The organism is Lichenibacterium ramalinae, from assembly GCF_004137085.1.
GTDB classification, from domain to species: Bacteria; Pseudomonadota; Alphaproteobacteria; order Rhizobiales; family Beijerinckiaceae; genus Lichenihabitans; species Lichenihabitans ramalinae.
In genome coordinates this window covers 26,840-49,945 of sequence record NZ_QYBC01000022.1, presented here as the reverse complement: position 1 = coordinate 49,945, position 23,106 = coordinate 26,840, and the positions used below count along the sequence as shown (strand labels likewise).

At 69.3% G+C, this 23,106-nt stretch carries 14 protein-coding genes; 10 read left to right on the top strand and 4 right to left on the bottom strand.

Annotated elements, in window-relative coordinates; translation table 11 throughout:
* Window positions 1-38: 38 nt before the first annotated feature.
* The 9 genes from D3272_RS22165 to D3272_RS27490 all read left to right on the top strand — a co-directional run bounded on the left by D3272_RS22165 (window position 39) and on the right by D3272_RS27490 (window position 13,290).
* Window positions 39-1,721, top strand: coding sequence for a glycosyltransferase family 4 protein (locus D3272_RS22165; RefSeq protein WP_129221396.1), 1,683 nt, complete (start codon window positions 39-41; stop codon window positions 1,719-1,721).
* A gap of 47 nt (window positions 1,722-1,768) precedes the next feature.
* Window positions 1,769-2,881 carry a 2OG-Fe(II) oxygenase gene (locus D3272_RS22160; protein WP_129221395.1) on the top strand — a complete coding sequence of 371 codons (1,113 nt, stop codon included), beginning with the start codon at window positions 1,769-1,771 and terminating at the stop codon, window positions 2,879-2,881.
* A gap of 170 nt (window positions 2,882-3,051) precedes the next feature.
* On the top strand, window positions 3,052-5,280 hold the full coding sequence (locus D3272_RS22155; protein ID WP_129221394.1) for a type I secretion system permease/ATPase: 2,229 nt from the start codon (window positions 3,052-3,054) through the stop codon (window positions 5,278-5,280).
* On the top strand, window positions 5,277-6,779 hold the full coding sequence (locus D3272_RS22150; protein WP_129221393.1) for an HlyD family type I secretion periplasmic adaptor subunit: 1,503 nt from the start codon (window positions 5,277-5,279) through the stop codon (window positions 6,777-6,779). Before D3272_RS22155 ends, D3272_RS22150 begins: the two co-directional genes overlap by 4 nt.
* Before the next feature lie 145 nt (window positions 6,780-6,924).
* The gene (locus tag D3272_RS22145) at window positions 6,925-8,232 is read left to right on the top strand and encodes a hypothetical protein (protein WP_129221392.1); all 1,308 of its coding nucleotides are present in this window, start codon (window positions 6,925-6,927) and stop codon (window positions 8,230-8,232) included.
* Window positions 8,229-10,211, top strand: a complete 1,983-nt coding sequence (locus tag D3272_RS22140) for a glycosyltransferase (protein WP_129221391.1) — start codon at window positions 8,229-8,231, stop codon at window positions 10,209-10,211. The genes D3272_RS22145 and D3272_RS22140 overlap by 4 nt, the downstream gene beginning before the upstream one ends.
* 226 nt (window positions 10,212-10,437) lie before the next feature.
* On the top strand, window positions 10,438-11,163 hold the full coding sequence (locus D3272_RS22135; RefSeq protein WP_129221390.1) for a hypothetical protein: 726 nt from the start codon (window positions 10,438-10,440) through the stop codon (window positions 11,161-11,163).
* A gap of 103 nt (window positions 11,164-11,266) precedes the next feature.
* Window positions 11,267-12,517: a hypothetical protein gene (locus tag D3272_RS27495; protein WP_165361471.1), complete on the top strand. Its 1,251-nt coding sequence runs from the start codon at window positions 11,267-11,269 to the stop codon at window positions 12,515-12,517.
* Window positions 12,518-12,525: 8 nt separating this feature from the next.
* Window positions 12,526-13,290, top strand: a complete 765-nt coding sequence (locus tag D3272_RS27490) for a glycosyltransferase family 2 protein (RefSeq protein WP_165361470.1) — start codon at window positions 12,526-12,528, stop codon at window positions 13,288-13,290.
* A 172-nt stretch (window positions 13,291-13,462) separates the two neighbouring features.
* Here D3272_RS27490 and D3272_RS22125 read toward each other — a convergent pair whose 3' ends face one another.
* The 3 genes from D3272_RS22125 to D3272_RS22115 all read right to left on the bottom strand — a co-directional run bounded on the left by D3272_RS22125 (window position 13,463) and on the right by D3272_RS22115 (window position 20,218).
* The gene (locus D3272_RS22125; RefSeq protein WP_245496723.1) at window positions 13,463-15,031 is read right to left on the bottom strand and encodes a glycosyltransferase; all 1,569 of its coding nucleotides are present in this window, start codon (window positions 15,029-15,031) and stop codon (window positions 13,463-13,465) included.
* 60 nt (window positions 15,032-15,091) lie between these two features.
* Complete coding sequence (locus D3272_RS22120) at window positions 15,092-18,163, bottom strand: rhamnan synthesis F family protein (RefSeq protein ID WP_129221388.1); 3,072 nt, start codon at window positions 18,161-18,163, stop codon at window positions 15,092-15,094.
* Between the two features lie 285 nt (window positions 18,164-18,448).
* On the bottom strand, window positions 18,449-20,218 hold the full coding sequence (locus D3272_RS22115; RefSeq protein ID WP_129221387.1) for a rhamnan synthesis F family protein: 1,770 nt from the start codon (window positions 20,216-20,218) through the stop codon (window positions 18,449-18,451).
* A gap of 324 nt (window positions 20,219-20,542) precedes the next feature.
* Here D3272_RS22115 and prfB point away from each other — a divergent pair.
* Window positions 20,543-21,671 (top strand): peptide chain release factor 2 gene (gene prfB / locus D3272_RS22110; RefSeq protein WP_129221386.1). Its coding sequence is split into 2 segments (ribosomal slippage): window positions 20,543-20,611 and window positions 20,613-21,671, totalling 1,128 coding nucleotides; the frame shifts between segments, so codons are not numbered across the junction.
* Window positions 21,672-21,874: 203 nt separating this feature from the next.
* Here the strand turns inward: prfB and D3272_RS22105 are convergent.
* A complete protein-coding gene (locus D3272_RS22105; RefSeq protein ID WP_129221385.1) occupies window positions 21,875-23,086 on the bottom strand; it encodes a patatin-like phospholipase family protein in 1,212 nt (403 codons plus the stop codon).
* Between the last annotated feature and the right edge of the window lie 20 nt (window positions 23,087-23,106).

The following is a 23,106-nucleotide window of genomic DNA, read 5'->3' as shown; positions in this document are numbered from 1 at the left end:
TTATGTCCGCCGCCCGGCGGAGACCTGACGGGACGCCGATGCAGTTCGCCGCCACCTACGCCCCCGGCGTGTTCGACACTCGCACCAAGCTGATGGGCCGGCAGTCTGCCGGGGTGGGCTTTCTCCGCGCCGCCCTGAAGGCCAGGCCCGAGCGCATCTACTGCTACGCGGCGCATCGCGGCCTCGCCCAGACCTTCGCCGACGACGTCACCGCCATCACGGCCACGCCACCGGAGCTGCGTTTCATCGGCTGGGACGCGCCGGGCAGGCTCGCCGAGGCCGGTCTGCTCTACCGCGCCGACCCCGGCATCCAGTCCGACGCTTGGAACCGCCGCCAGCACGGCCAAGCCCGCGGCTGGAGCCTATGCGGCGTCACCCATTCGCTGTCCTCGCTCAACGCCATGACGGCGGTGGCCTCCATCGTGCGGGCACCGCTCTACCCGTGGGATGCGGTGATCTGCACCTCCACCGTGGCGCGGGACGTGTACCGCCATGTCATCGAGGCCGAGATGGAATCGCTGCGCGACGCGGTCGGCGCCACGCGCTTCACCCTGCCGCAGCTGCCGATGATCCCGCTCGGCGTCCACCCCGAGGACTTCGCCTTCACGGCGGACGAGCGTGCGGCGGCGCGGGTCGCCGTGGGGCTGGGCCCCGATGACGTGGCGGTGCTCTTCGCCGGCCGCCTCACCTTTCACGGAAAGGCCCACCCGTTGCCGATGTTCCTCGGGCTGGAGGCCGCCGCCCAGGCGAGCCCGCACCCGGTGCACCTGCTGCTGTTCGGGCAATATGCCCATGCCGCGGTCGGGGACGCCTTCGCCCGCGAGGCTGCGCGCTTCGCCCCCTCGGTGCGGCTGGTTCACCTCGACGGGGCGAAGGGCGGCAATCAGGGCATCGCCTGGGCGGCGGCCGACATCTTCACCTCGCTCAGCGACAACATCCAGGAAACCTTCGGCCTGACTCCCGTCGAGGCGATGGCGGCCGGCCTGCCGGTCGTCGTCAGCGACTGGAATGGCTACAAGGACACGGTGCGGGACGGCGTGGACGGGTTCCGCGTGCCCACGCTGGCGCCGCCGGCGGGCTGCGGCATCGACCTGATCGATCGCCACGAATCGTCGCTCGACGACTACGACCGCTTCATCGGCAACGTCGCCCAGCTCACCGCCGTCGACGTCGGCGCCGCCGCCGAGGCCTATCGGAGGCTGGTGCTGTCGCCGGCCCTGCGCCGCCGCATGGGCGACGCCGGGCGCCGGCGGGTGCGGGACACCTTCGACTGGACGCTTGTGTTCCGCCGCTACGAGGCATTGTGGGAAGAGTTGGCGGAGCGGCGGCGCGCCGACCCCGCCGTGCCGGGGGAGGGGAGCCGCATCGGCCGCCCGGACCGGCCGGACCCGTTCTCGCTGTACCGTTCCTTCCCCAGCGCGCTCGCGGCAGGCGGAACCCGCCTGCGTCTGCGGCCCGGCCTCGTCCTCGCCGACGCCCTGGAGCGGCGCGCCTTGGCCTCTGTGTCCTTCGCCACTGCGGGGGTGCCGGCCGAAAGCACGCTCGGCGACGTCCTGGTGCATCTGTCGGAAGATTGGACCACCGTGGGCGCCCTCGCGGCGGCGCTTCCCGGCCTGCGCCACGCGGCGCTCGTCCGTGCCGTCCTGTGGCTCGCCAAGGTCGGCGTGGTCGACGCGTCGGGCGGTCGGCTGCCTGCCGCCTGGAGCGAGGCGAGCGATTGACTGAGGATCTGCTCAGTCGATAAAGGACGGCGACCGGGGAGGACAGTATGAGCGACACCGAGCGGCCGACGGCCTACAAGAACGTCTTGCCCGGCGATCCTCTGCCTCGCTTCCGCCAGCTCTGCCAAGGTATCCAGTTCGCGCCCGACGCCATGGCGGGCCGCACGTTGGTGTTCGGCTTCTACGGGGCCGACGACGCGGTCGGGCGCCGCGCGGTGGCGGCCGTGGAGGGGCGCGGGCGGGCGCGGTTCGACGACGCGCGCGCGTCCGTGTTCCTCGTCGGCTCGGACGCTGCCGACCATGAGTCGGGCCGCTTCCGCGATTCCATGCCGGGCCTGCGCTTCATGTGGGACCTCGACGGCGCGGTGGGGGAGCTTCTGGGTGCGGCCCCGCTCGGCGGCGACAACGCCGCGGCGCTGCGCCGGCGCTTCTGGATGGTCGTCGACCCCTCGCTCCACGTGTCCAAAGTCATCCCCTTTGCGGCGGACGGGAGCGATGCCGACGCCCTTTTCGACCACCTCGACGGCCTGCCCCAGCCGGCCAGCTTCGCCGGATTCGAGGTGCCGGCTCCCGTGCTGGTCCTGCCCAACGTCTTCGACCCCGACCTGTGCCGCCACCTCATCGGCCTCTACGACGGGAACGGCGGTGGCGAATCGGGCGTGATGCGCGGCGGCGTCGGGGTGTTCGACCGGTCGTTCAAGAGCCGGAAGGACTACGCGGTCGAGGACCAGGGGCTGATCCGCCACCTGCAGGGGCTGATCGCCCGGCGCGTGCTGCCCGAGATCGAGCGGCTGTTCTTTCTCAAGATCACCCGCATGGAGCGCTACATGGTGGGGTGCTACGCCGCCGAAGACGGGGGGCACTTCCGGCCGCACCGGGACAATTCCTCGCCCGTCACGGCGCATCGCCGTTTCGCCGTCTCGATCAACCTCAATGCAGATTTCGACGGCGGGGCTGTGAGCTTTCCGGAATACAACTCGCGCGGCATCAAGGCGCCGCCGGGCTGGGCCGTGGTGTTCCCCGCCAACATCCTGCATGCCGTCTCACGCGTGACGCGGGGGCGCCGCTACGCCTTCCTGCCCTTCGTCTACGACGAGGCCGGCGCCGCCATCCGCGACCGCTACCTCGCCGATCAGGCCAAGGCCGCCAAGGTGGCGTGACGACCCTGTCGAGGGGCGCCGGCCAGACCCCTCGATATGGCCACAATCCGAGGCCATTCCACCGCTTGGTTCCGTCGCACTCCGGCTTTTTCTCGCGTCGCTGGCCCGTTAACCCTACGGGGTGTATGAGGAAGCGTCGCCGGCACCCGCCGTTCCAATGGATTGACTGAATGTCCTTGAGCACCGTGGCGGAGAAGGTCGAGCCGGGCAGCGGCGAGCAGAAGCCCGTTCCCGTCGCGCCGCAGCCGGCGCAGGCCGCTCCCCCGCCGCCCCCCGCCGACACGGGACTGCCATCGCTGGCCCTGGTGGCCAACTTCCACAAGCTCGCCTGCGACATCGACCAGGTGCGCCACGAGATGGGCCTCGGCACCAAGCCCTGCTCGTCGATCGACATCGTGCGGGCCGCCAAGCTCGTCAAGCTCAAGGCCCGCCGCCTCACCAAGCAGCCCGCCAAGGCGCTGGTGGGCGTGCCGCTCCCCGCCATGCTGGAGATGAAGGACGGGTCCTTCTGGATCTACGGGCGGCGGCACGACGACGGCAAGATGCGCCTCGTCAATGCCGTGACGCGCGACGTCAAGAATCTGTCGGACGACGAACTCGCGCCTGAATGGGGCGGCACGCTGCTGCTCTTCGCGCGGCGGAGCTCGCTGAAGCAGGAGGTCGGCTCCTTCTCGCTGTCCTGGTTCCTGCCGTCGCTGTGGCGCTACCGCAGGCCGCTCGCCAGCGTCATCGTGGCGTCGCTGTTCATTCAGCTCTGCACGCTGGCCTCGCCGCTGCTGTTCCAGATCGTCATCGACAAGGTGCTCACCCACAAGGGCATGTCGACGCTCTACATGGTCATCCTGGGGATGTGCCTCGTCGGGCTGTTCCAGGCGCTGCTGACCTGGCTGCGCACCTACATGCTCACCCACACGACCAGCCGCATCGACGTCGAACTCGGCGCCAAGCTGTTCGACCACATGGTGCGGCTGCCGCTGAACTATTTCGAGACGCGCGCCACCGGCCAGACGGTCGCCCGCATGCGCGAGATCGAGCAGGTCCGCAACTTCCTCACCGGCTCCGCCCTGCTGACGGGGCTCGACGTGATCTTCTCGGTCGTGCTCATCGTCGTCATGGTGGCGTATTCGCCCTTCCTGTCGGTCATCGCCCTGCTGTCGCTGCCCGTCTACGTGGTCATCGGCTACATCATGCGGCCCCTGCTGATGGAGCGCATGAAGGACAAGTTCAACAAGAGCGCGCTGTCCCAACAGTTCCTCGTCGAGTCCATCGTCGGCATCCAGACCGTGAAGGCCATGGCGATCGAGCCCGTGCTGCGGCAGGACTGGGAGGAGAAGCTCGCCGCCTACGTGGGCTCGTCCTTCGACGCCGTGTCGATCGCCAACGTCGGCCAGAACGCGTTCCAATACGTGTCGAAGCTGTCCACCGCCGCCGTGCTGTTCTTCGGCGCCCAGGCCGTCATCAACGGCGACCTCACCGTCGGCGGCCTCATCGCCTTCAACATGATCTTCGGCCAGGTGACGGGCCCGATCCTGCGGCTGTCGCAGCTCTGGCAGGACTTCCAGCAGGTGCAGATCTCGGTCGACCGGCTGGGCGACATCATGAACAACTTCCCCGAATCCACCTCCATGGCCCAGGCGCACCTTCCGCCCGCCAAGGGCGAGGTGCAGGTGCGCGGCATGACGTTCCGCTACGAGCCGGGCGGGCGCGAGATCCTGAAGAACATCAACCTCGCTATCCCGGCCGGCCAGGTCATCGGCATCGTGGGCCCGTCGGGCTCGGGCAAGTCGACCCTGACGAAGCTCGTGCAGCGCCTCTACACGCCCGAGCGCGGCCAGATCCTCGTCGACGGCATCGACGTCGCCCAGGTCGATCCCGCCTGGCTGCGGCGCCAGGTCGGCGTCGTGCTGCAGGAGAACCTGCTCTTCAACAAGACCGTGCACGAGAACATCGCGCTGGTGAATCCCGCCATGTCCCGCGCACAGGTCATCGCCATGGCGCGCCTGTCGGGCGCCGACGAGTTCATCAACCGCCTGCCGCTCGGCTACGACACCATGATCGTGGAGCGCGGCGCCAACCTGTCGGGCGGCCAGCGCCAGCGGCTCGCCATCGCCCGGGCGCTCGCCGCCAACCCCCGCATCCTCATCCTCGACGAGGCCACCTCGGCCCTGGACTACGAGAGCGAGCGCATCATCCAGGACAACATGCGCCACATCGTCCACGGCCGCACCGTCATCATCATCGCGCACCGCCTCGCGGCCGTGCGGGGCTGCCACCGCATCATCGCCGTGCAGGACGGCTCCATCGTCGAGGACGGGTCGCACAACGAACTCCTCGCCCTGCCCACCAGCCTCTACGGCCGCCTGTGGCGCATCCAGGCCGGCGAAAGCGCCGCCGCATGAGCACCCCCGTCCCGCTCCCGGCGCCCCGTCGCGCCAAGCTCCCGGCGGTCATCTCGCGGCTGCCCGCCCTGGTGAAACCCGGCCCGGTCGTGTCCAAGCCCGGCTCGGCCTATACCGAGTTCCTGCCCGCCCATCTCGAGATCCTCGAGACGCCGGCCTCGCCCAAGATGTCCTTCATGCTTTGGACGATCTGCGGCATGCTGACGGCCGCCATCGCCTGGAGCTCCTTCGCCAAGATCGACATCTACGCCGAGGCGCAGGGGCGCATCCAGCCGAGCGGCCGCTCCAAGGTCGTGCAACCGCTCGACGTCGGCCGCGTGTCCGAGATCGCGGTCTCGAACGGCGCCAAGGTCAAGGCCGGCGAGCTCCTCGTCGCCCTCGACGCCACGCAGAGCGAGGCCGACCGCGCCGCCGCCTCGGCCGAGCTGCAGTCGCTCCACGCCGAGATCGCCCGCCGCACGACCGAGATCTTCGACGTGCAGGGCAACATCGCCAACTCGGCCATCATCTACCCCGCCGACGTGTCGGACGTGTACCGGCGCCGCGACGACGCCGTGTTCCAGGCCGAGATGAGCCAGTACCAGGCCCAGGTCGAGAGCCTGCAGGCCCAGCTCGCCGAGAAGACGGCGCGCTCGACGCGCCTCAAGGACAGCTCGCAGGCGCGCGAAAAGGTCATCGCCTCGATGACCGAGCGGCTGACCATGAAGCAGACGCTGGAATCGCGCCAGTCCGGCTCGCATGCCGCCGTCATCGACGCCAGCCAGCTCGTCGAGAACGAGCAGCGCAACCTCGCCGACGACCGCGGCCAGATGCTCGAGAACGACGCCGCCGCCGTGTCGCTGCGCCGCCGGCTCGACCAGGCGAAGCGCGACTTCCTCGCCACCCAGAACCAGAAGCTCAGCGACGCCCAGCGCAAGCGCGACGATGTCGAGCAGACCTATGTCAAGGCAACCGACAAGGCCGAGCACGCCCGCATCGTGGCGCCCATCGACGGCACCGTGCAGCAACTGGCCGTCACAACGGTCGGCCAGGTCGTGACCTCCGGCCAGCCCCTCATGGTGATCGTGCCGGCGAGCGGCGCCCTCGAGGTCATGGCCCTGGTGCAGAACCAGGACATCGGCTTCATCAAGCCCGACCAGGAGGTCGTGCTGAAGGTCGAGGCCTTCCCGTTCAGCCACTACGGCACGCTGAAGGGCACGGTGAAGCGCATCTCGAACGAGGCCGTGGATTCGCAGGAGGCGACCGCGTCTTCGGATGCCAGCACGCTGGCGCGCCCCATCAACGGTTCGGCGCTTTCGGGCAGCCAGAAGGTGCAGAACCTCGTCTATCCCGTCACCGTGCAGCTCGACCGGACCTCCATCAACGCCGACGGCAAGGAAGTGCCGCTCATGCCCGGCATGATGGTGACGGCGGAGGTGCAGACCGGCAGCCGTCGCGTCATCCAGTATCTGCTGGCGCCGATCTGGGAAGCCTCGTCGCAGGCCGCGCACGAGCGCTGACGCGGCCCGACCGAAGGCCGGGTAGGGACCGAAGCGGGGAGCCGGAACACGGACCCTCGCGGTGATCAGGAGGACGAGCGTGGCGGTCAATATCGGTGGCGGGGCGTCGAGGCCCGCGCCTGTCGGCGCTCCGCCGCGAACTGCGGTGCTGATCACCGGCATGCACCGCAACGGCACCTCGGCCCTGGCCCGCACCCTGTCGCTGCTCGGGGCCGCCCTGCCCACGGACTTGGTTCCCGCCAACGAGGGCAATCCCCACGGCCACTGGGAGCCCCGGGGCATGGTGGACCTCAACGACCGCATGCTGGCGGACGCGGGTTCGGACCTCTACGGCGTCGGCGACATCGCCCCCGATTGGTTCGCCTCGCCCGCCGCCGCGGCCTTCACGGCCGAAGCCGTCCGGCTCGTCGGCCGTTCCTTCGGCGACGAGCCGCTGATCGTCCTCAAGGATCCCCGCACGGCCCTGTTGGCGCCGGTGTGGAACCGCGCCCTCGCCGAAGCGGGCTACCGCGTTGTCCACGTCCTGCCGCTGCGCCATCCGGCCGACGTCGCGCTCTCGCTGCGCCGCCGGCACCTCAAGACCATCCCCTACGACGCCTGGGTCCAGCCGCGCGGCGAAGCCGTCTGGCTGCGCTACACGCTGGCGGCCGTCCGTGGCTCTCGCGGCCATCCCCGCGTCTTCCTGCGCTACAGCGACCTCCTGGCCGACTGGCGCGGTGAAGTGGGGCGCGTGGCGCGCGACCTCGGCATCGCCTTCCCGGGCCTCGGGACCGAGAAGGAAGGCGCCGTCGATGCCTTTCTGCACGGCAACGCGCAGGCCGAGGACCACCACCCGGCCGTCGACCCCGACGTCCGCAACCTGCGTGGGCTCGACCTCGCGGCGCTGGCCTCGGTCTGCCACGCGGAACTCTGCCGGGTCGGCGACGACAATGCGCGGGTCGACGCCATCCACGCGGAATTTTCCGAGCGCATCGGGGGCGCCGGCGACCTCGTCGCCACGCTGGAGAACCTGTACCCGCTGGTTTGGCGCTTCTACGAGGAGAGCACGGCGCGGCGCGAGCAGCTGGACCTGTCGCTCGACGCCGAGGCCCGCCTGCGCGAAGGCCAGCAGCGGACTTGGCAGGCCCTCACGCAGGCCAACAACGACCGGTCGAGCCTGCAGCTGGCCCTGGGGTCGCGCGATCGGCAGGTCGTCAGCCTGCAGGGCGAGGTGACGCATCTCGAACGGCTCGTCGCCGAGGGCGAGGCCCGCTTCGGGGCGCTCGAGGACCGGTTGGCCGCCGCCCGAACGGATCTCGCCCGGCTGGAGCACCACCATGCCGCCGAGACCGGCCGAATGCAGCGCGTGTTGGAGGACGGCGAGGCCCGTGTCGCGGCCATCCACGCGTCCACATCGTGGCGCGTCACGGCGCCGCTGCGCGCCCTGTCGCGCAGGGTGCGGGGGCGCGCATGACGCGGCGGCCTCCGCTCCGCGTCTGCTTCGTCACCAGCGAGCTGCTGGGCGCCCACAAGAACGGCGGGATCGGCACGGCGACCAGCCATCTGGCGTTGTTCCTGGCGGGTGCCGGCCACAGCGTCACGCTGCTCTACACGGGCGCGCCCTGGATCGACTACACGAGCCCCTGGATCCGGCGCTGCGAGGCCGCCGGCATCGCCATCACGCATTTCGACGCGCGATGGGGCGAGACCTACCCGCTCTGGCTGCGCGAAACCTGCGTCATCTACGACCATCTCCGCACGCTCGACCAGGACGTCATCCTGTTCCAGGACTGGGAGGGGCCGGCGTTCAGCAGCATCGTGGCCAAGCAGGCCGGCCTGGCCTTCACCACGACGGCACTGGTCGTCATCGCCCACGGGCCGACGGCCTGGCTGCTCGACGCCAACCGGGCCCTGGCACGCGACCAGCGCAGTCTCGCGCACCTCCACATGGAGCGCGTGGCCCTGCAGAAGGCCGACGCGGTCCTGTGCCCGTCGCTCTACATGCGCGACTGGCTGCTCGCGAGCGGCGAACCCATGGCGCCCAGTGTCGATGCCGTGCCGCTCTATCTCTGGTCGGACCCCGACGACGTCCTGCCGGAACGGCAGGGCCGGGCGCTGGACAGCGTCGCCCGCATCGCCTTCTTCGGCCGGCTCGAGACGCGCAAGGGGGTCGATCTCTTCCTCGACGCCATCACGTCGGAAGCGCTCGCCGACCGCGATTTCGACGTCGTGTTCCTGGGCAAGCCGGCCTCGCACACGCCGGACGGCATCCGCGACGTCGTGGCCCGCCGCCGGCCCTCCCTCCTGGCGCGCCTTTCGTTCGAGACCGATCTCGACACCGACGGCGCCCAGGCCTTCCTGCGCGATCGGCAGTGCTTGGCCGTGATACCGTCCCTCGTCGACAACGCGCCCTGCGTCATCTCGGAGTGCCTGCGCCGCGCGATCCCGTTCCTGTCGACCCGCACGGGCGGCATCCCGGAGCTCGTCGCCGCGGAGGACCGGGAGCGGGTCCTGGTCGAGCCCCGCGCCGCCGCCCTGGCGGCGCGCATCGGCGCGGTCCTGGGGCAGTCCTTCGCGCCCGCCCGCCCGGCCTATGCGGAGGCCGACGTCGCGGCGCGGTGGATCGCCTGGCTCGACGGGGTCGCGGCGCGGCCGGCGCCGCCACCGGCGCCGGTCCGCCCCGGCGAACGCATCGCCGTGGTCCTCACCCACCATGAACGGCCGGCCCTGCTCGTCCAGACCCTGGAATCGCTGGCGGCGCAGACCCGCACGGATTTCGACCTCGTCCTCGTCGACGACGGCAGCCTTTCGCCCGACGCGATCGCGGGCTTGCGAGCCGTCGAGAGCCGGGCGTGGCCGTTCCGGCTCGACGTCGTGCGACAGGCCAACGGATACCTCGGCGCCGCCCGCAATGCCGGCATTCGGGCGACACGGGCCGAGCGCATCGTCTTCATGGACGACGACAACCTCGCCTTTCCCGACATGATCGAGCGGCTCGACGCCGCCATGTCGCGCACGGGGGTGGACATCCTGACCTGCCAGATGGCGATCTTCCGCGACGCCGCCGCCGAGCCCGAACCCGCCGACCTCTTCGCCGCCGAGCGCTGGGGCTTTCCGGGCGGGTCGGTCGAACTCGGCCTTTCCGTCAACGTGTTCGGCGACGCCACCGGCATGTATCGACGGCGGGTCTTCGACAGCATCGGCTTCTTCCACGAGCGTCGGGGCGTGGGCTACGAGGACTGGCACCTCCATGCCCGCGCCGCGCTGGCGGGTCTGTCGATCCTGTCCCTGCCGGAGCCGCTGTACTGGTACCGCCGCGTGCCGAGCGGCATGTTGATGTCGACGGACGAATTCGACAACAACCGCGTCGTCTGGAACGCCTACGCCGAAGCGCTGCCCGCGTCGCTCCGCCGCCTCGTCGACCTCTCGGTGCGCAACGATCGGCTCGTGTGACCGGCCGGGTGGCCACCGCCGGACAGCCCGGCATGGCCCGCCGCGAGCGTGCTGGACGGGCCCGTGACGAATGCGGTATCCACGCCGCAAGCCGACCAGGGTTCACAGGGCTGTCGCAGATGGCGGCGAGCGGCTCCGGCGTGGCTCTCTCTGCTCCGTCGTCGGGAGGACGACACCGCCGATGATCATGCGTGAACAAGACTGCGACACGGGGGGCCGCCTGGAGATGAGCGACTCAGCGATGGCGGCGCTCGAGCCGGAAGCCCATGCCGGCGACGACGCCATCGGAACGGTGGCACGTCTCGAAGCGGATCTCAACCGGGAGATCGCCCTGCGCGAGGCCGCTGTCCGGGCGCGGGCGCTGGCCCGCGACGAGCACGAGGACGCCTACGAGCATCTGTTGCTCCGATGCCGATCCCTCGAGGCGGAGAAGGTGAGGTGGGCCGACGCGGGCTTCCGTAGCGTCGAGGACGTCGAACTCCTGAAGCAGGACCACGCTCGAGCCCTGGCCCGCCAATCGGACGACCTGTCCAAGACGTTCGAGCAGGTTTCGGAAAGGGTCGAGCTGAAGCACCGGTCCGAAGTCGAGCAAGCCGCGCGCGACCTCGCCGCCCTGCGCGACACCCTTGCCGCCCGCGACACCATGGTGGGAGAGCGGGATGCGAAGGTCGCCGCCGCGGAGGAGCGCGAAGGCCTGTTGCGCCTGACCCTCGCCGAGGCCGAGGAACGGTTCCGGTCGGAAGCCTTCCACCTGTCGGCGCTGATCGCCTTGCGATCCAGCGAGGCGAAGGCAGCCCAGGCCGAGGCCGAGGCTGCGAAACGGCAGCTGGCGTCGATCTACGCCTCGACGAGCTGGAAGGTCGGCCGTCCCCTGCGCTGGGCCGGCCGGCTCCTGCGCGGTCTGCGTCGCGTGCCGTCCCGCCTCGTCAGGGTGGTTCGACATCGGCCATGACGAGTCCCACCTGCGGCGGAGCGTCGTCCGTCATCGCATCTCGGAGGATCCTGCGGCGCACGGCTGCGGTCCGTCGGACCGGGCGGTTCGAGCGCGGCATACCATGACCCGGACGCCGGTCGAACGCCTGACGGCGCTGACGTTCTTCGACGTCGAGGACTACCTGGCGCTGAACCCCGATCTCAGAGGCGGCGGCGTCGATCCGGCCCAACATGCCTTCCGCCATGGCCTCGCCGAGGGCCGCACGGCTTTCCGGCGGGAGGCCATCGCGCGCGCTTGGGGACAGGCGAGCGCCGGTCCCGCGACGCCGACACCGACGGAAACCTCCTCGGTCGACGCCGCCGCGGCCGCATGTCCGCCCGTATCGATCCTCGTCAGCACGGGGAGCGACCCTTCCGACATCGCGCTGGCGGCCGACCTGGCGGAGTCCCTCACGCGCTCCGGCGTCGCGGCGGTCCTGAAGGACGAGACTTCCAGCCCCGACGGCGACCATGGGCTCCCGGTCGTGGTCGCGCCTCACAGCTTCTTCGACGTCGGGCTCGGCGCGCTCTGGGCCCGGAGCGACGCGGTCGAACGCAGCCTGGTGTTCAACACCGCACCGTTGCACCATCGCGCCTTCGAACGCTCGCTGCCGTGGCTCCTGCGCTCTCGCGGCGTGTTGGATGCGTCGCCCCAGGCCGCCAGGATCTTCCAGGCCTCGGGGTGGCCCGCGCTTCTGATGCGGTTCGCCACCCCGCTCCGCAGCCGTTGGCTCGCACCCACCGATCTCGGGCATCCGCTGGTGCAAGCCCTGCCGGGCGTCGCTCGCAGGCTGGACTTCGACCCTTGGGATTGGGAGACCCGCCCGGTCGACATCGCGTTCTTCGACCCGCTCAGCGCCCGACGGAGCGCCGTCCTTCGGCGCCACGCCGCGGCGCTGGCCGAACGACCCTGTTTCGTCTACGGCGCGCAGGGGGGACGGGACAGCCTCGACGAAAGCGTCGAGCGCCGCAGCCACCATCGCCTGGCAGGCCACGTCAGCGGCCATGCGAAGATCACGCTGCAGCTCGCCGAGGACGAGTTTCCCCAGTTCGACTGGCACCGGTGCGTGACGCAGATCATGGCGTCCGGTTCGTTGGTCGTCAGCGACACGCCCGGCTCCCACCCGGACGACGACATCGGTCGGCACGTGTTCCGGGACGACGCGAGACATCTCGCGGCCTTGACCCGGTGGCTGCTCGACGATGCCGACGGCCGCCGCGCCGCGTCGAGCGCACGCGAGAGCGCCGCGCGAGCCATCGACAGGACGGACCCGGTCTTCTCCGCGACGCTGCGATCCTTCCTGTCCGCAGCCGCACGCCCGAACACCGCTTGAGCCGCCCCATGCCAGCGAGACCCGCGCTTCACGAGCTGATCGTCTCCTACGACAACAGCCCTCGTCCGCATCCCGACGCCGTGACGGTGGCGATCAGCCTGTACCACTACGCGCGTTTCATCGCGGAATGCCTCGAGTCGGTTTCGCGGCAGACGCATCCCCATCTCGAGGTGATCGTCGTCGACGATCACTCGACGGCCGACGATTCCGTCGACGTCGCCCGACGCTGGATGGATCGTCACGCGGAGCGTTTCGACCGCCTCGCTTTGTTCCGGCACAGCCACAACGCCGGGCTCGCGGCAGCACGCAACACCGCATTCTCGCAGGCCCGGACCGACCACGTCTTCGTCCTGGACGCCGACAACCTGATCTATCCCCGGGCGCTGGATGTCCTGCATCGCGCGGCGCGCGACGAGGACCGGGACGCGGCCTATTCGCAACTGGAGTTGTTCGGGGACCAGCAGGGCGTCGGCCAGGCCGACGTGTGGAGCCGGCGCCGCTTTCAGCGCGGCAACTACGTGGACGCCATGGCGCTCATCAGGGTGCGCTCCTGGAGCCAGGTCGGCGGCTACACGCATCTCGAGGGCGGTTGGGAAGACTTCGACCTTTGGTGCAAGTTCGTGGAGGCCAGGATGACGGGGCTCTACGTCCCGGAAATCCTGTGTCGCTACCGGGTGCACGGCACCTCGATGCTGCGCAGCGACACGCAGGCCGCGACCGAAGCCCTGAAGGTCCAGTTGACCTACCGCCATCCCTGGCTGACCTTCAGCTAAGGCGCTTTCGCCTTCGGTGAATTCGCTCCAACTTCGAACCGCAGGCAGTGTCATCGGCTTGACGTGGCCAAGGCGGCTCGGAGCAAGCCGATACTGCTCCAGGCATGGCCGTCAGCCTCCGCTTGCGTCAGGCCGCAGCCGACCTACGCCGGCTCTCGATCGCGAGCCCGTGTCAAAGGCCCTCTCGGGCAGAGCGCGGGTCCGTCGCGTCGGTTCCGCGAGCGGCGGTAAAGAGGTCGGGGCGTTCGCGCACCCAGGCCGACGCCGTCGTGCGGGGCGCGACCCGGTCGGTGTCGTCGCGCAATTGCGGGCTGGACATCGGGTCGTCGGCCAGCACGTCCGCCCACTTCCGCAGGTAGCGCGCAACCTGGTCGCCCGGGGCGAATTCGCTGCGGCGCGACGCCTTCTCGTAATGCGTCATCTCGGCGAACGGGGTGTAGACGATGCGGTACCCCAGCATCCGCATCTTGAAACACAGGTCGACATCGTTGAAATCGAGGCTGAACCCCTCGTCGAAGCCGTCGACGGCCTCCATCGGTGCCCGCCGCGTCGCGAAGACGGCCCCGGTCACGGCCGAGCAGTCCCGATGCGTCTGCGCCCACCCGTCGTAGGTGGGGGCCTCCGCCGGCAGCATGTACCAGGGATGGGCGCAGACGCCGAAGATCCCGCCGAACATGCCGGCGTGCTGCAGGCGGCCGTCCGGAAACAGCAACCGCGCCCCGACGCCGCCCACGTCGGGATCCATGGCGAAGGTCAGCAGCGCCTCGATCCAGTCCGGTGTTCCGACGCCGATGTCGTCGTTCATCAGCACCATGAGGTCGGTCTCGGCGGCGCGCCAAAGCCGGTTCATCTTGGCCGCGTAGTTGAACCGCTCGCCCGGCGCCAGCCTCGTGACGATCCGCTTCAGCGCGAAGCGATCGTCACGCCCCGCATAGACGGTGTCGTCGGCTTCGTCGTCGCCGACGAGGACCGTCACGCGATCCAACGGATAGGTGCTGCGGCCGAGGCTATCCAGGAAGTTGACGATGAAGGGCCGCCCCTGGCGCCCATCGTCGTCGACGGGCGCGCTCTGCCGCGTGGGGATCACCAGCGTCACGGCGGGATGCTCGGCGAAGACGCGCCGGAGGCCTGTCGTCCCCGCGACGCGGCCCGCCTGCAGGGTCAGCGGCTGACCGGTTTCGATCAACCACCGGGACGCGGTCTCGGCGCGGGGCCCGCTCGGCGCCTTCGGGCGCGGCGTGGGCGACGCCAACAGGGTGTGGGGGATGCGGTCGATGCCGATCCCCGCCGCCAAGGCATCCAGGCAGAAGCGGTACCAGGCCGCCCCCTGGATATCGGGCTCCGACCTCATCGCGACCTTGGCGAACACTTCCGCCCGGATCAGCAGGGGAAACGCCATGTAGTCGTCGGCCAGCATGAGGGCCATGTTGAACGACGGCTTGCAATGCACGCTCTCGATGCCGCCGTCCGACGCCACCACGGCATCGTCGGCATAGAAAATGCCGACGTCCGGACGCTCCGCCAGGAAGCGCCGCGCGAGCGCGACGGCATCGGGACGCACGGCGCTCGTCTCCGGAGCGACGAAGAAGACGTGGACGCGCGACCCTGGAAAGCGTGCCAGGCGGGCCGGCTCGATCGGGAGGTGATCACGTCCCAGCGGAAGCGGCACGATGTCGTTCGGCCAAGCTTCGGACCAGGACGGGTGGAGGGTGTAGTGCGACATGCGGACAATGTTGCTCATCGAGGCTTCAGGTCGAGGTCGGGCGCCGCGGACGCCCTTCGCGCCATCCTGGCAGCGGCATCACCGGCTCGGTCCACCGGCGGACAGGCGCTCGAAGCTGGCCGCCATCGCGGCGGCGACGGCCGCGACCGACAGGTCCGCGCGGATGCGCGAGCGCGCCGCGGTGCCGATCTCGGCCGCGGCTCCGCTCACGACGCTCTCGACGGCTTCCCGAAGGGCTGCGGCGAGCGCTTCCTCGTCGATCTCGCCCCAGACGGCGCCGCGCAGGTAGGGACCGTGGCTCTGCTCGAGGGCGACCTCCCTCGCCTTGACGGGAAAGCCGCAGCTCGGGTCGAGGAAGTCTCGGCTCCCGCCATAGTCGGTGGCGACCACGACTTTCCCCATCTCCATGGCTTCGGCGATGGTGAGGCCGAAGCCTTCGGAGGCGTGCGAGGAGGCGTAGATGGGGCAGAGGGCGAAGAGCGCCGCCAGATCCGTACGGCTCAAGGGCTGGTCGATGACGACGACGTCTCCGGCGGTCCCGACGAGGTCGAGCAACGCACGTCCCTCGGTCGGAAGGTCGAAGACGTGCTTGGTCTTGAGCACCAATTGCCAGCCCGCCCGCGCAAGGCCGGCAGCACGGAAGGCCCTGATCAGCACCTGCGGATTCTTGCGCGCCAGGAAGCTCGATCCGTCGAAGGCATAGAGGATGTGCCGTTTCTGCGGGGCGAGACCGAAGCTCCGGCAGGTCTCGACCGCGGCAGAAGTCTCTGCGGGCGGGGCAGGCTCGTTTTCGACGACGTAGGGCACGACGTGGACGGGGATCCCCGTGACGGAGCGCAGGATGTCGGCGCAGAAGGCCGTCGGCACCCAGATGGCGTCGAGTTCGTCGATGGTCGGCAGCCAGTCGTCCGGGACGAAGGAGGTTTCCCAGACGAAGAGCCCGACCTTCAGGCGGGCGGCGTCGATCTCGCGTCGCTGCTGCGGGGTGAGGAGGGCATCCCAGCTGTCGCCGTTGAAATGGACGAGCGCCAGATCCGCCGGGCCGGAGAAACTGCGGGCCTGCCAGCTCGGCGCTGTCTTGGCGTGGATGTGGAACGGGCGTTCGATCGGATGCAGGTTCAACGGCCAACCCGTGCGGTGCAGGGCCTTCACGTAGCCGCGGCTGGCCATCCCGAGGCCGTTCGCCACGTTGGGCGGGCCGAAGAAAGCGACGCGCGGCACGCGGTTGGGCTGGGATGGCCCGTCGAGGTCGGCCCAGACCAGCGGACCTGGGTAGCGGTGCGTGGCCTCCAGCAGGCCGACATCGAAGCCGCGCGACGCCAGTTCGGCCCGCACGTCGGCTTCGCCGAGCGACCTGTGCTCGCCCAACACCAGCGACGCCTTCACGAAGGGGAGGCCTTCGTCGAGCAACGCCCGCCACTCGAAGATCATGCGGTTGTTTCCGGCTCGCGCCACATCGGCTTCCGCGCCCGCGAACAGCACCTCCTGTCGGAGGCCTTCGGCCTTCATCCGGCTCGAGAACGTGAGTTCATAGGTCGTGATCACCTCGTTCTTGGTCTCGAGGTCGACGATGGCGGCGAGGTAGCGGTTGAACCCGTAGGACGACAGGCATCTGCGCTTCAGTGCCAGGAAGAAGCTTTGGACGTGTTTCGCGTAGAAGGTGTTTTCCGTCAGCCCGACGACGTCCGCCTGCGATTCCGAGATGCGGTCGAAGATCGCCGTCAGCTGTTCCGGGTCCAGCGGGCCCAGCAGGCTGTCGTTGGTGAGGACGAGCAGGTCGCTGTCGAGGAGCGTGTCGTCGGACCGGAGGACGTGGGCCCAGGCGCCGAAATCGAAACCGATGTTCTCCCGCACGTAGACGGCCTGGCACGCATCGACGATGGACTGCGGTATGGCGGTGCGACGACGGTCCGCGGCGACGATGAGCACGACGTCGACGTCGGCGCGCCGATAGCCGTCGACCATCTGCTGGAGATGCCCCTTCAACGTCCCTCGCGCGGAATGGGTGACGAGCAGGGCGGTGCGCCGACCGCGCTGCGCGCGAGCCTTGACGATGACGAGCTTGGCGTCCGACACGTGGGCGACCGCGCTGCGGGCGGGCTTCACCCGCCGGGCGGCGCGGCCCTCGTTCATGCCGGTCCAAAGGTAGTGCTTGAGCGGGTTGAGGCCGGCCCGCGCCACGTCTTCGTGTTGGGTGAGGTACCATCCGGCGTCGAAGCGGGGCGAAGGGTTCGCCGACCAGCCACCGTCCTTCAGGAAGTGAGCCAGGGGGTTCGACCCCTCGAGGCCGCAGGCCGGATATTCCGCCTTGTACCAAGCGGTGTCGAAGAAATAGTTCGGATTGAGATCGAGAGCCGCCCCCCGCTCGAAGAAGTGAGCCAGGGGGTTCATCCCCTCCCGTTCCGATTCTGGAACCTGCGTGAAATAATACTCGATATCGAGCAGCAGGTTCGGTATCCGCCCTTCCTTGTAGCCGATCTGCATGTAGTGGCCGAAGGGGTCGAAGCCAGCGGCGGCCACGTCCGCATAGGTCTCCAGGTAGAACTCGGCGTCGAAGAGGCCAGACATCAGGATCTGATAGGAGACGTTGCCCATGTCGGGCATGTTCCCATCGTTGCACAATGCGCCCGCATCGCGCCCCTGCCGGAAGTAATGGACCAGGGGATGCTCGTCGGGCCGGACCGACTGCATCGCGTTGTGACGATACCACCGTGAATGAAACAGCAGCGATGCGTCGTTGTCCGGGTGGAACAGGTAGTGTTCCAGCGGATTGGTGGCGTAGGGCGCTTGACGCATGTATCGCGCGACATACCAATCCGTATCGAACAGTGGATTCGGATCGCGGCCTTCCGCGGCGCCACGCTCGAGATAGTGGATGAGCGGGTTCGACGTCGTCCCACGAACGTCGGGGTTCTGCTCCAGGTAGAAGTCGCTGTGGAACAGGGGATGCGGATACCGGCCCTCGAAGCCGCCGCAATCGAGGAAATGTTCGACCGCATCCACGCCCGATCCGGCCAGGTCCGGGTATTGTTCCAGGTACCATCGCGCGTCGAACAGCGGCGAGGCGGCGAGATAGGCCAAGCGCGCGGCGCGCGACGGGGTGCCGGAGATGAGGTCGCGGAGAGGAGATGAAAGGTCCGACGTGCTCATCAGGCGTCCTGCACTCCGCTCATCGCGTGGGGGGTTCCGCCCTCGGCCGGCCTTCGCGCGAGCGCGCCGGAAGGCTTGACGGCGACGTCGATCCGGTGTCCTGCCGGGGTCGCTCCGGGTGAGTGGCCCGCGGGCCTGCAGGCTCTAACACGCTGGTTTCGGACCCGGCAACAGTGGCCGCCCCGGGGGTCGCTCCGGGCCGCTCGGCCCATCACGGCCCCGGAGCGCTTCCGCCACCTGGCTGATCCGCGCCGGATCGAAAGCCGCCGCATGGGGTCGGCGACGTCAACCGAGCGAGGCGTCCACCAGCGGTCCCGTGTGCTCGAAGCCGGGGTCGAAACAGGAGGTGTCGAAGCCGCGGTCGTTCAAGAAGGCCCGCACGTCGGCTTCGGCCGCCGTCCTCTGTTCACCGATCAGCAGGGAGGCCTTGACGAACGGCAGGCCGCTGTCGGCGAGCTTCCTCCAAGCCAGGACCGTGCGATTGCCCTCGAAGGCATGCCGGGACTGCATCGGGAACAGCGCCTTGGCGGAGAAGCCCGCCGCCACGAGGCGTGCCGTCAAGGTCAGTTCGTAGGCGGTGATGACCGCCTCCTTGCTGACTCTGTTGACGACGTCCTTCCAGAACTCGCGGAAGGCGTCGGACGCCAGGCAGGGCCGCTTGATCGCCAGGAAGAAGCTCTGGAGATGCCACGCGTGGTGCCGGTTGTCGGTCAACCCGACGACGTCGGCCGCGTCGGATTCGATCGCCTGCATCAGACTCCCGAACGCGGCATCGTCGATCGGCCCGACGATGCTGTCATTGGTCAGGTACAGGGTCGGCGCGTCGAGGATGTCGGGTCGTCGTTCGATGACATGGGCCCATGCCGCGAAATCGAAGCCCGTGTTCTCGCGCAGGTAGACGGCGCTGCACCGGTCCAGCAGGCTCGCCGGCATCGCCGTCGTGCGCTGCGGCGCAGCCACGATGAGCACGACGTCGACACCCTGGCGCCGCCAGGCCTCGACGTAGCCGGGGACATGGCCCTTGATACGCCCCTGGGCCGCGAAGGTCACGAGCAGGGCCGTCGGCCGCCCGCCCAGCGACCCCTCCTTGATGCAGGTCATCTGCGCCGACGTCGCTCGGCTCCGCTCGACCGCGTCGTCCTGCACCGTGTAGGTCGGCCGCCCCAGATCCATGCCCGTCAGCAGGAAGTCGGACAGGGGATCAATGCCGGGTGCCAGCGGGCCATATGAGCGGCGGTACCGCACGGCGTCGAAGAACATCGACGGGTTGGTCCTGAAGCCCCCGACGCGGGTAAAGTGCGCCAGGGGCGTTTCGCCCGATCGCATGATGGAGCCGTACCGGCGTTTGTACCAGGCGTTGTCGAACCAGCCGTTCGGGTCGAGGTCCAACTGCGAACCGACCCTTGCGTAATGCCAAAGGACATTGTCCTCGCCGCCGTGCTTGAGCGGGATCTGGTCGAGGTAGAACCCGACGTCGATGAGCGGATGAGGCTGCCGGCCCTCCCGGCTGCCGTGCTCGACGTAGTGGCGGAGGGGATCGACGCCGGCCGCGGCGATGTCCGGGTTGAGGCGACGGTAGAGGTCCGGATCGAACAGGCCATCCGCCTTCATCTCGCAGGCGATCTGTTCGGTGCGGTCGACCTGGCCGGGACAGGTCGCCAGACCCAGCCGCCACCCGAAGGCGCAGAAATGCGCGAACGGGCCCCAGGCGTTGGTGCGATGCGAGGGATAGGTCGCGGCATACCAGGCGGGATCGAAATCAGCATTCGGTGTCGCGCCGTTCCGCTCCCCGTGGCTCAGGTAGTGGGTGAGCGGATCGGAGCCGGACGCGCGGAGGGCGGGGAAAAGGGCGAGGTAGTGCCGGGTGTCGAAGAACCTGTTCGGCCGGTATCCCAGCCAGGCACCCTCGGCCTTGAAATGCGCCTCGGGCGTGCCGGTCCATCCCGATCCGGCCAGGTAGCTGTCGCGATACCAGGCCGGGTCGAAGACGCCGGTCGCCATGAGCGAAGCGGGACGGATGTTGGCGACCTCCGGTTCGCCATGCGGTTGGATCACGCGATGCTCCCCGACTCCGTTCGACTGCGGACCACGCCGGCGGCGGGCGGGGTCGGCCTGGCGGCATGATAGGCGCCGTGGCCACGATCTGTCCAAACCACCGCTGCGACGGTGGTTCGGAGCCGTGGGACGACACCTGCCGGCGCGCCATGACCGGAACCGGGCGAGGGCGGCGCCGCGAGGCGGCCCGGGCGCCGAAACCCTTGAACGCGACCGACCCCGCGGCGGCCCGCTCGGTCCCCGCCTGGACACCGCCCCCCACCCCCTCTATCTCTCGCCCTCCGGTCCCGTGGGACCCCAAGACAGCGACGGAAGTGACCCATCATGCGAGCCGAACCCCTGGCTCTCGTCGAGCAGATCAAGCAGTCCGTGGGACTGCTGAGGAGGCATCTTTGACGTCGATACAGCGACGCGGCGCCTAGCCGAACTCAACGCCAAATCCGAAGACCCGGCGCTCTGGAACGACGCCGCCGCGGCCCAGAAGGTGATGCGCGAGCGCACCGAGCTCGAGGATCGGCTCGGCGGCGTCGCGCGGCTCGAGCGGGAACTCGAGGACGCCGTGACGCTCGTCGAACTCGCCGAGGACGAGGACGACGCGGAAGTCGAACGCGAGGCCGTGAACCAGCTGAAGGCGCTGCGGACCGAGGCCGAGCGGCGGCAGGTCGAGAGCCTGCTGTCGGGCGAGGCCGACGGCAACGACGCCTATATCGAGGTCCATTCCGGGGCCGGCGGCACCGAATCGCAGGATTGGGCCCGCATGCTGTTCCGCATGTACACGCGCTGGGCCGAGCGCCGCGGCTTCAAGGTCGAGATCATCGAGGAAAGCGCCGGCGAGGAGGCGGGGATCAAATCCGCCACCATCCTGGTCAAGGGCCACAATGCCTACGGCTGGGCCAAGACCGAATCCGGCGTGCACCGGCTCGTGCGCATCTCGCCCTTCGACAGCGCGGCGCGGCGCCACACGAGCTTCGCCTCGGCCTGGGTCTATCCCGTGATCGACGACAAGATCGAGATCGACGTCAAAGAGTCCGATTGCCGCATCGACACCTATCGGTCGTCGGGCGCCGGCGGCCAGCACGTCAATACGACGGACTCGGCCGTGCGCATCACCCACGTGCCCTCCGGAGTGGTGGTGGCCTGCCAGGGCGAGCGCTCGCAGCACAAGAACCGGGCCACGGCCTGGAACATGCTGCGGGCGCGGCTCTACGAACTCGAGCTCGAGAAGCAGGAGGCCAAGGCCAATGCCGACGCGGCCTCCAAGACCGATGTCGGCTGGGGTCACCAGATCCGGTCCTACGTGCTCCAGCCCTATCAGCTGGTGAAGGACCTGCGCACCGGCCGGACCTCCGGCACGCCCGACGACGTGCTCGACGGCGACCTCGACGACTTCATGGAGGCCTCGCTGGCCCAGCGCCTGTCGGGCCGCACCGTCGTGGTCGAGGATGTCGAGTGACGGGTGAGGCCGCGCGAGTGGCATTCCCACCATGAAAAAAGCGGCGGCCCCCGGGGCCGCCGCTTTGTTTTGAACCGGCATCCCGCCTCGAGCCGTGTCGGCCTGCTCGGAACCGCGTTTCGCGGAACCGCCTTGGCGATCCCGAGCCGATGGGACTGCTCTCGAATCGAGGTCGGAGCGGATCCGCCGAAGGCGGAAGCGCTCTAGCGCGATGCCGCCAGGTCGTGGCCGGCCGGGTCGGTCGAGAGCGGCGGGTGCGACAGCCAGGGCCCGGTCCTGCGCCCCTTCGCTTCGCCGCGCGCGAACAGCGTCGTCATGTATTCGGTGCTGAACTGCTCCGCCGCATCCGTCGAGGGTGCCTCGGGCGCGTCGGCATCGATGAAGGCGATGTGGTAGCCCATGCCGTGCGACGTCGCATAGGCGTAGGAGCTGAGGACGTTGCTGCGTCCTTCGCGCTTCAGGATCGTCGACAGCCCCCGCGCCGCGAGCGAGACGGTGTTGTTCTCGACGACCTGGAAGGACGGGTCGATCTTGTTGTTGACCAGGATGTAGAGGTCCTTGACGGGGCTCGGCCCGGCGGACTTGCCGCCGAAGATCAGCTCGTCCGGCGCCACGTAGACCTGGCGAACCGTGGCGCCGTCGACATGCATCTCCTGGAACTTGCGGCCGCCGCTCTCGACCTCGATCAGCCGCGGCGGGAACAGGGCCGGGATCGAAGCCGAGGCCGCCAGCACCTGGCGGAACAGCGAGAGCGCGTTCGGCGCGTGCGAGTCCGCGATCGCGCCCATGTTCCAGATCACGGACCGCTGCTGGTCGATGTTGGTGGTCACCACGATCAGGCGGCGGCCCTTGCGGTGTTCGGCCGCCACGGCGTCGAGAATGCCCTGGTCGATGTAGCGGGCGATGAACTTGCCGAGCTTGTCGCTGTCCACGAAGGCGTTGCCGACGACGGCATTGAGGACGCTCACGTCCTTGACCAGGGCCGAGGCGTAGCCGTTGGTGTAGAGGTCCTGCAGCGTGCCGTCGTAACCCTGGCCCAGGAACACGAAGGGCGCCATGAGGGCGCCGGTGCTGATGCCCGAGACGATCGTGAACTGCGGGCGCTGGTGCGACTCGCTCAGGCCTTTCAGGAAGCCCGCCCCGAAGGCGCCGTCCGAACCGCCGCTCGACAGCGCCAGATAGGTCACGGGCTCGTGCCGCGCCTGGGCCTGGGCGACGACGCCCTGGCGGAACCGCTCGTACACGAAAGCCGGGGAATCCGCGTAGAAGCGCACGTCGGCCGGCATGCCGGGCACGTCGGCCGCCTGGCCTTCCGCGAGCGTGTAGGGGATACGCGGCGTCGTCGACGCACAGCCGCCGACCGACAGGCCGAGGGCGGCGGCACCGCAGATCAACGCGCTCTTGGTTCTGGACATGGATTCGACAACCCCGGTGA

Excerpts from the sequence above, each read along its gene's own strand:
- D3272_RS22105 (WP_129221385.1), bottom strand. The coding sequence starts at position 23,086 with ATGTCCAGAACCAAGAGCGCGTTGATCTGCGGTGCCGCCGCCCTCGGC.
- D3272_RS27495 (WP_165361471.1), top strand. The coding sequence starts at position 11,267 with ATGACCCGGACGCCGGTCGAACGCCTGACGGCGCTGACGTTCTTCGAC.
- D3272_RS22140 (WP_129221391.1), top strand. The coding sequence starts at position 8,229 with ATGACGCGGCGGCCTCCGCTCCGCGTCTGCTTCGTCACCAGCGAGCTG.
- D3272_RS27490 (WP_165361470.1), top strand. The coding sequence starts at position 12,526 with ATGCCAGCGAGACCCGCGCTTCACGAGCTGATCGTCTCCTACGACAAC.
- D3272_RS22135 (WP_129221390.1), top strand. The coding sequence starts at position 10,438 with ATGAGCGACTCAGCGATGGCGGCGCTCGAGCCGGAAGCCCATGCCGGC.
- D3272_RS22120 (WP_129221388.1), bottom strand. The coding sequence starts at position 18,163 with ATGAGCACGTCGGACCTTTCATCTCCTCTCCGCGACCTCATCTCCGGC.
- D3272_RS22150 (WP_129221393.1), top strand. The coding sequence starts at position 5,277 with ATGAGCACCCCCGTCCCGCTCCCGGCGCCCCGTCGCGCCAAGCTCCCG.
- D3272_RS22165 (WP_129221396.1), top strand. The coding sequence starts at position 39 with ATGCAGTTCGCCGCCACCTACGCCCCCGGCGTGTTCGACACTCGCACC.
- D3272_RS22125 (WP_245496723.1), bottom strand. The coding sequence starts at position 15,031 with ATGAGCAACATTGTCCGCATGTCGCACTACACCCTCCACCCGTCCTGG.
- D3272_RS22160 (WP_129221395.1), top strand. The coding sequence starts at position 1,769 with ATGAGCGACACCGAGCGGCCGACGGCCTACAAGAACGTCTTGCCCGGC.
- D3272_RS22155 (WP_129221394.1), top strand. The coding sequence starts at position 3,052 with ATGTCCTTGAGCACCGTGGCGGAGAAGGTCGAGCCGGGCAGCGGCGAG.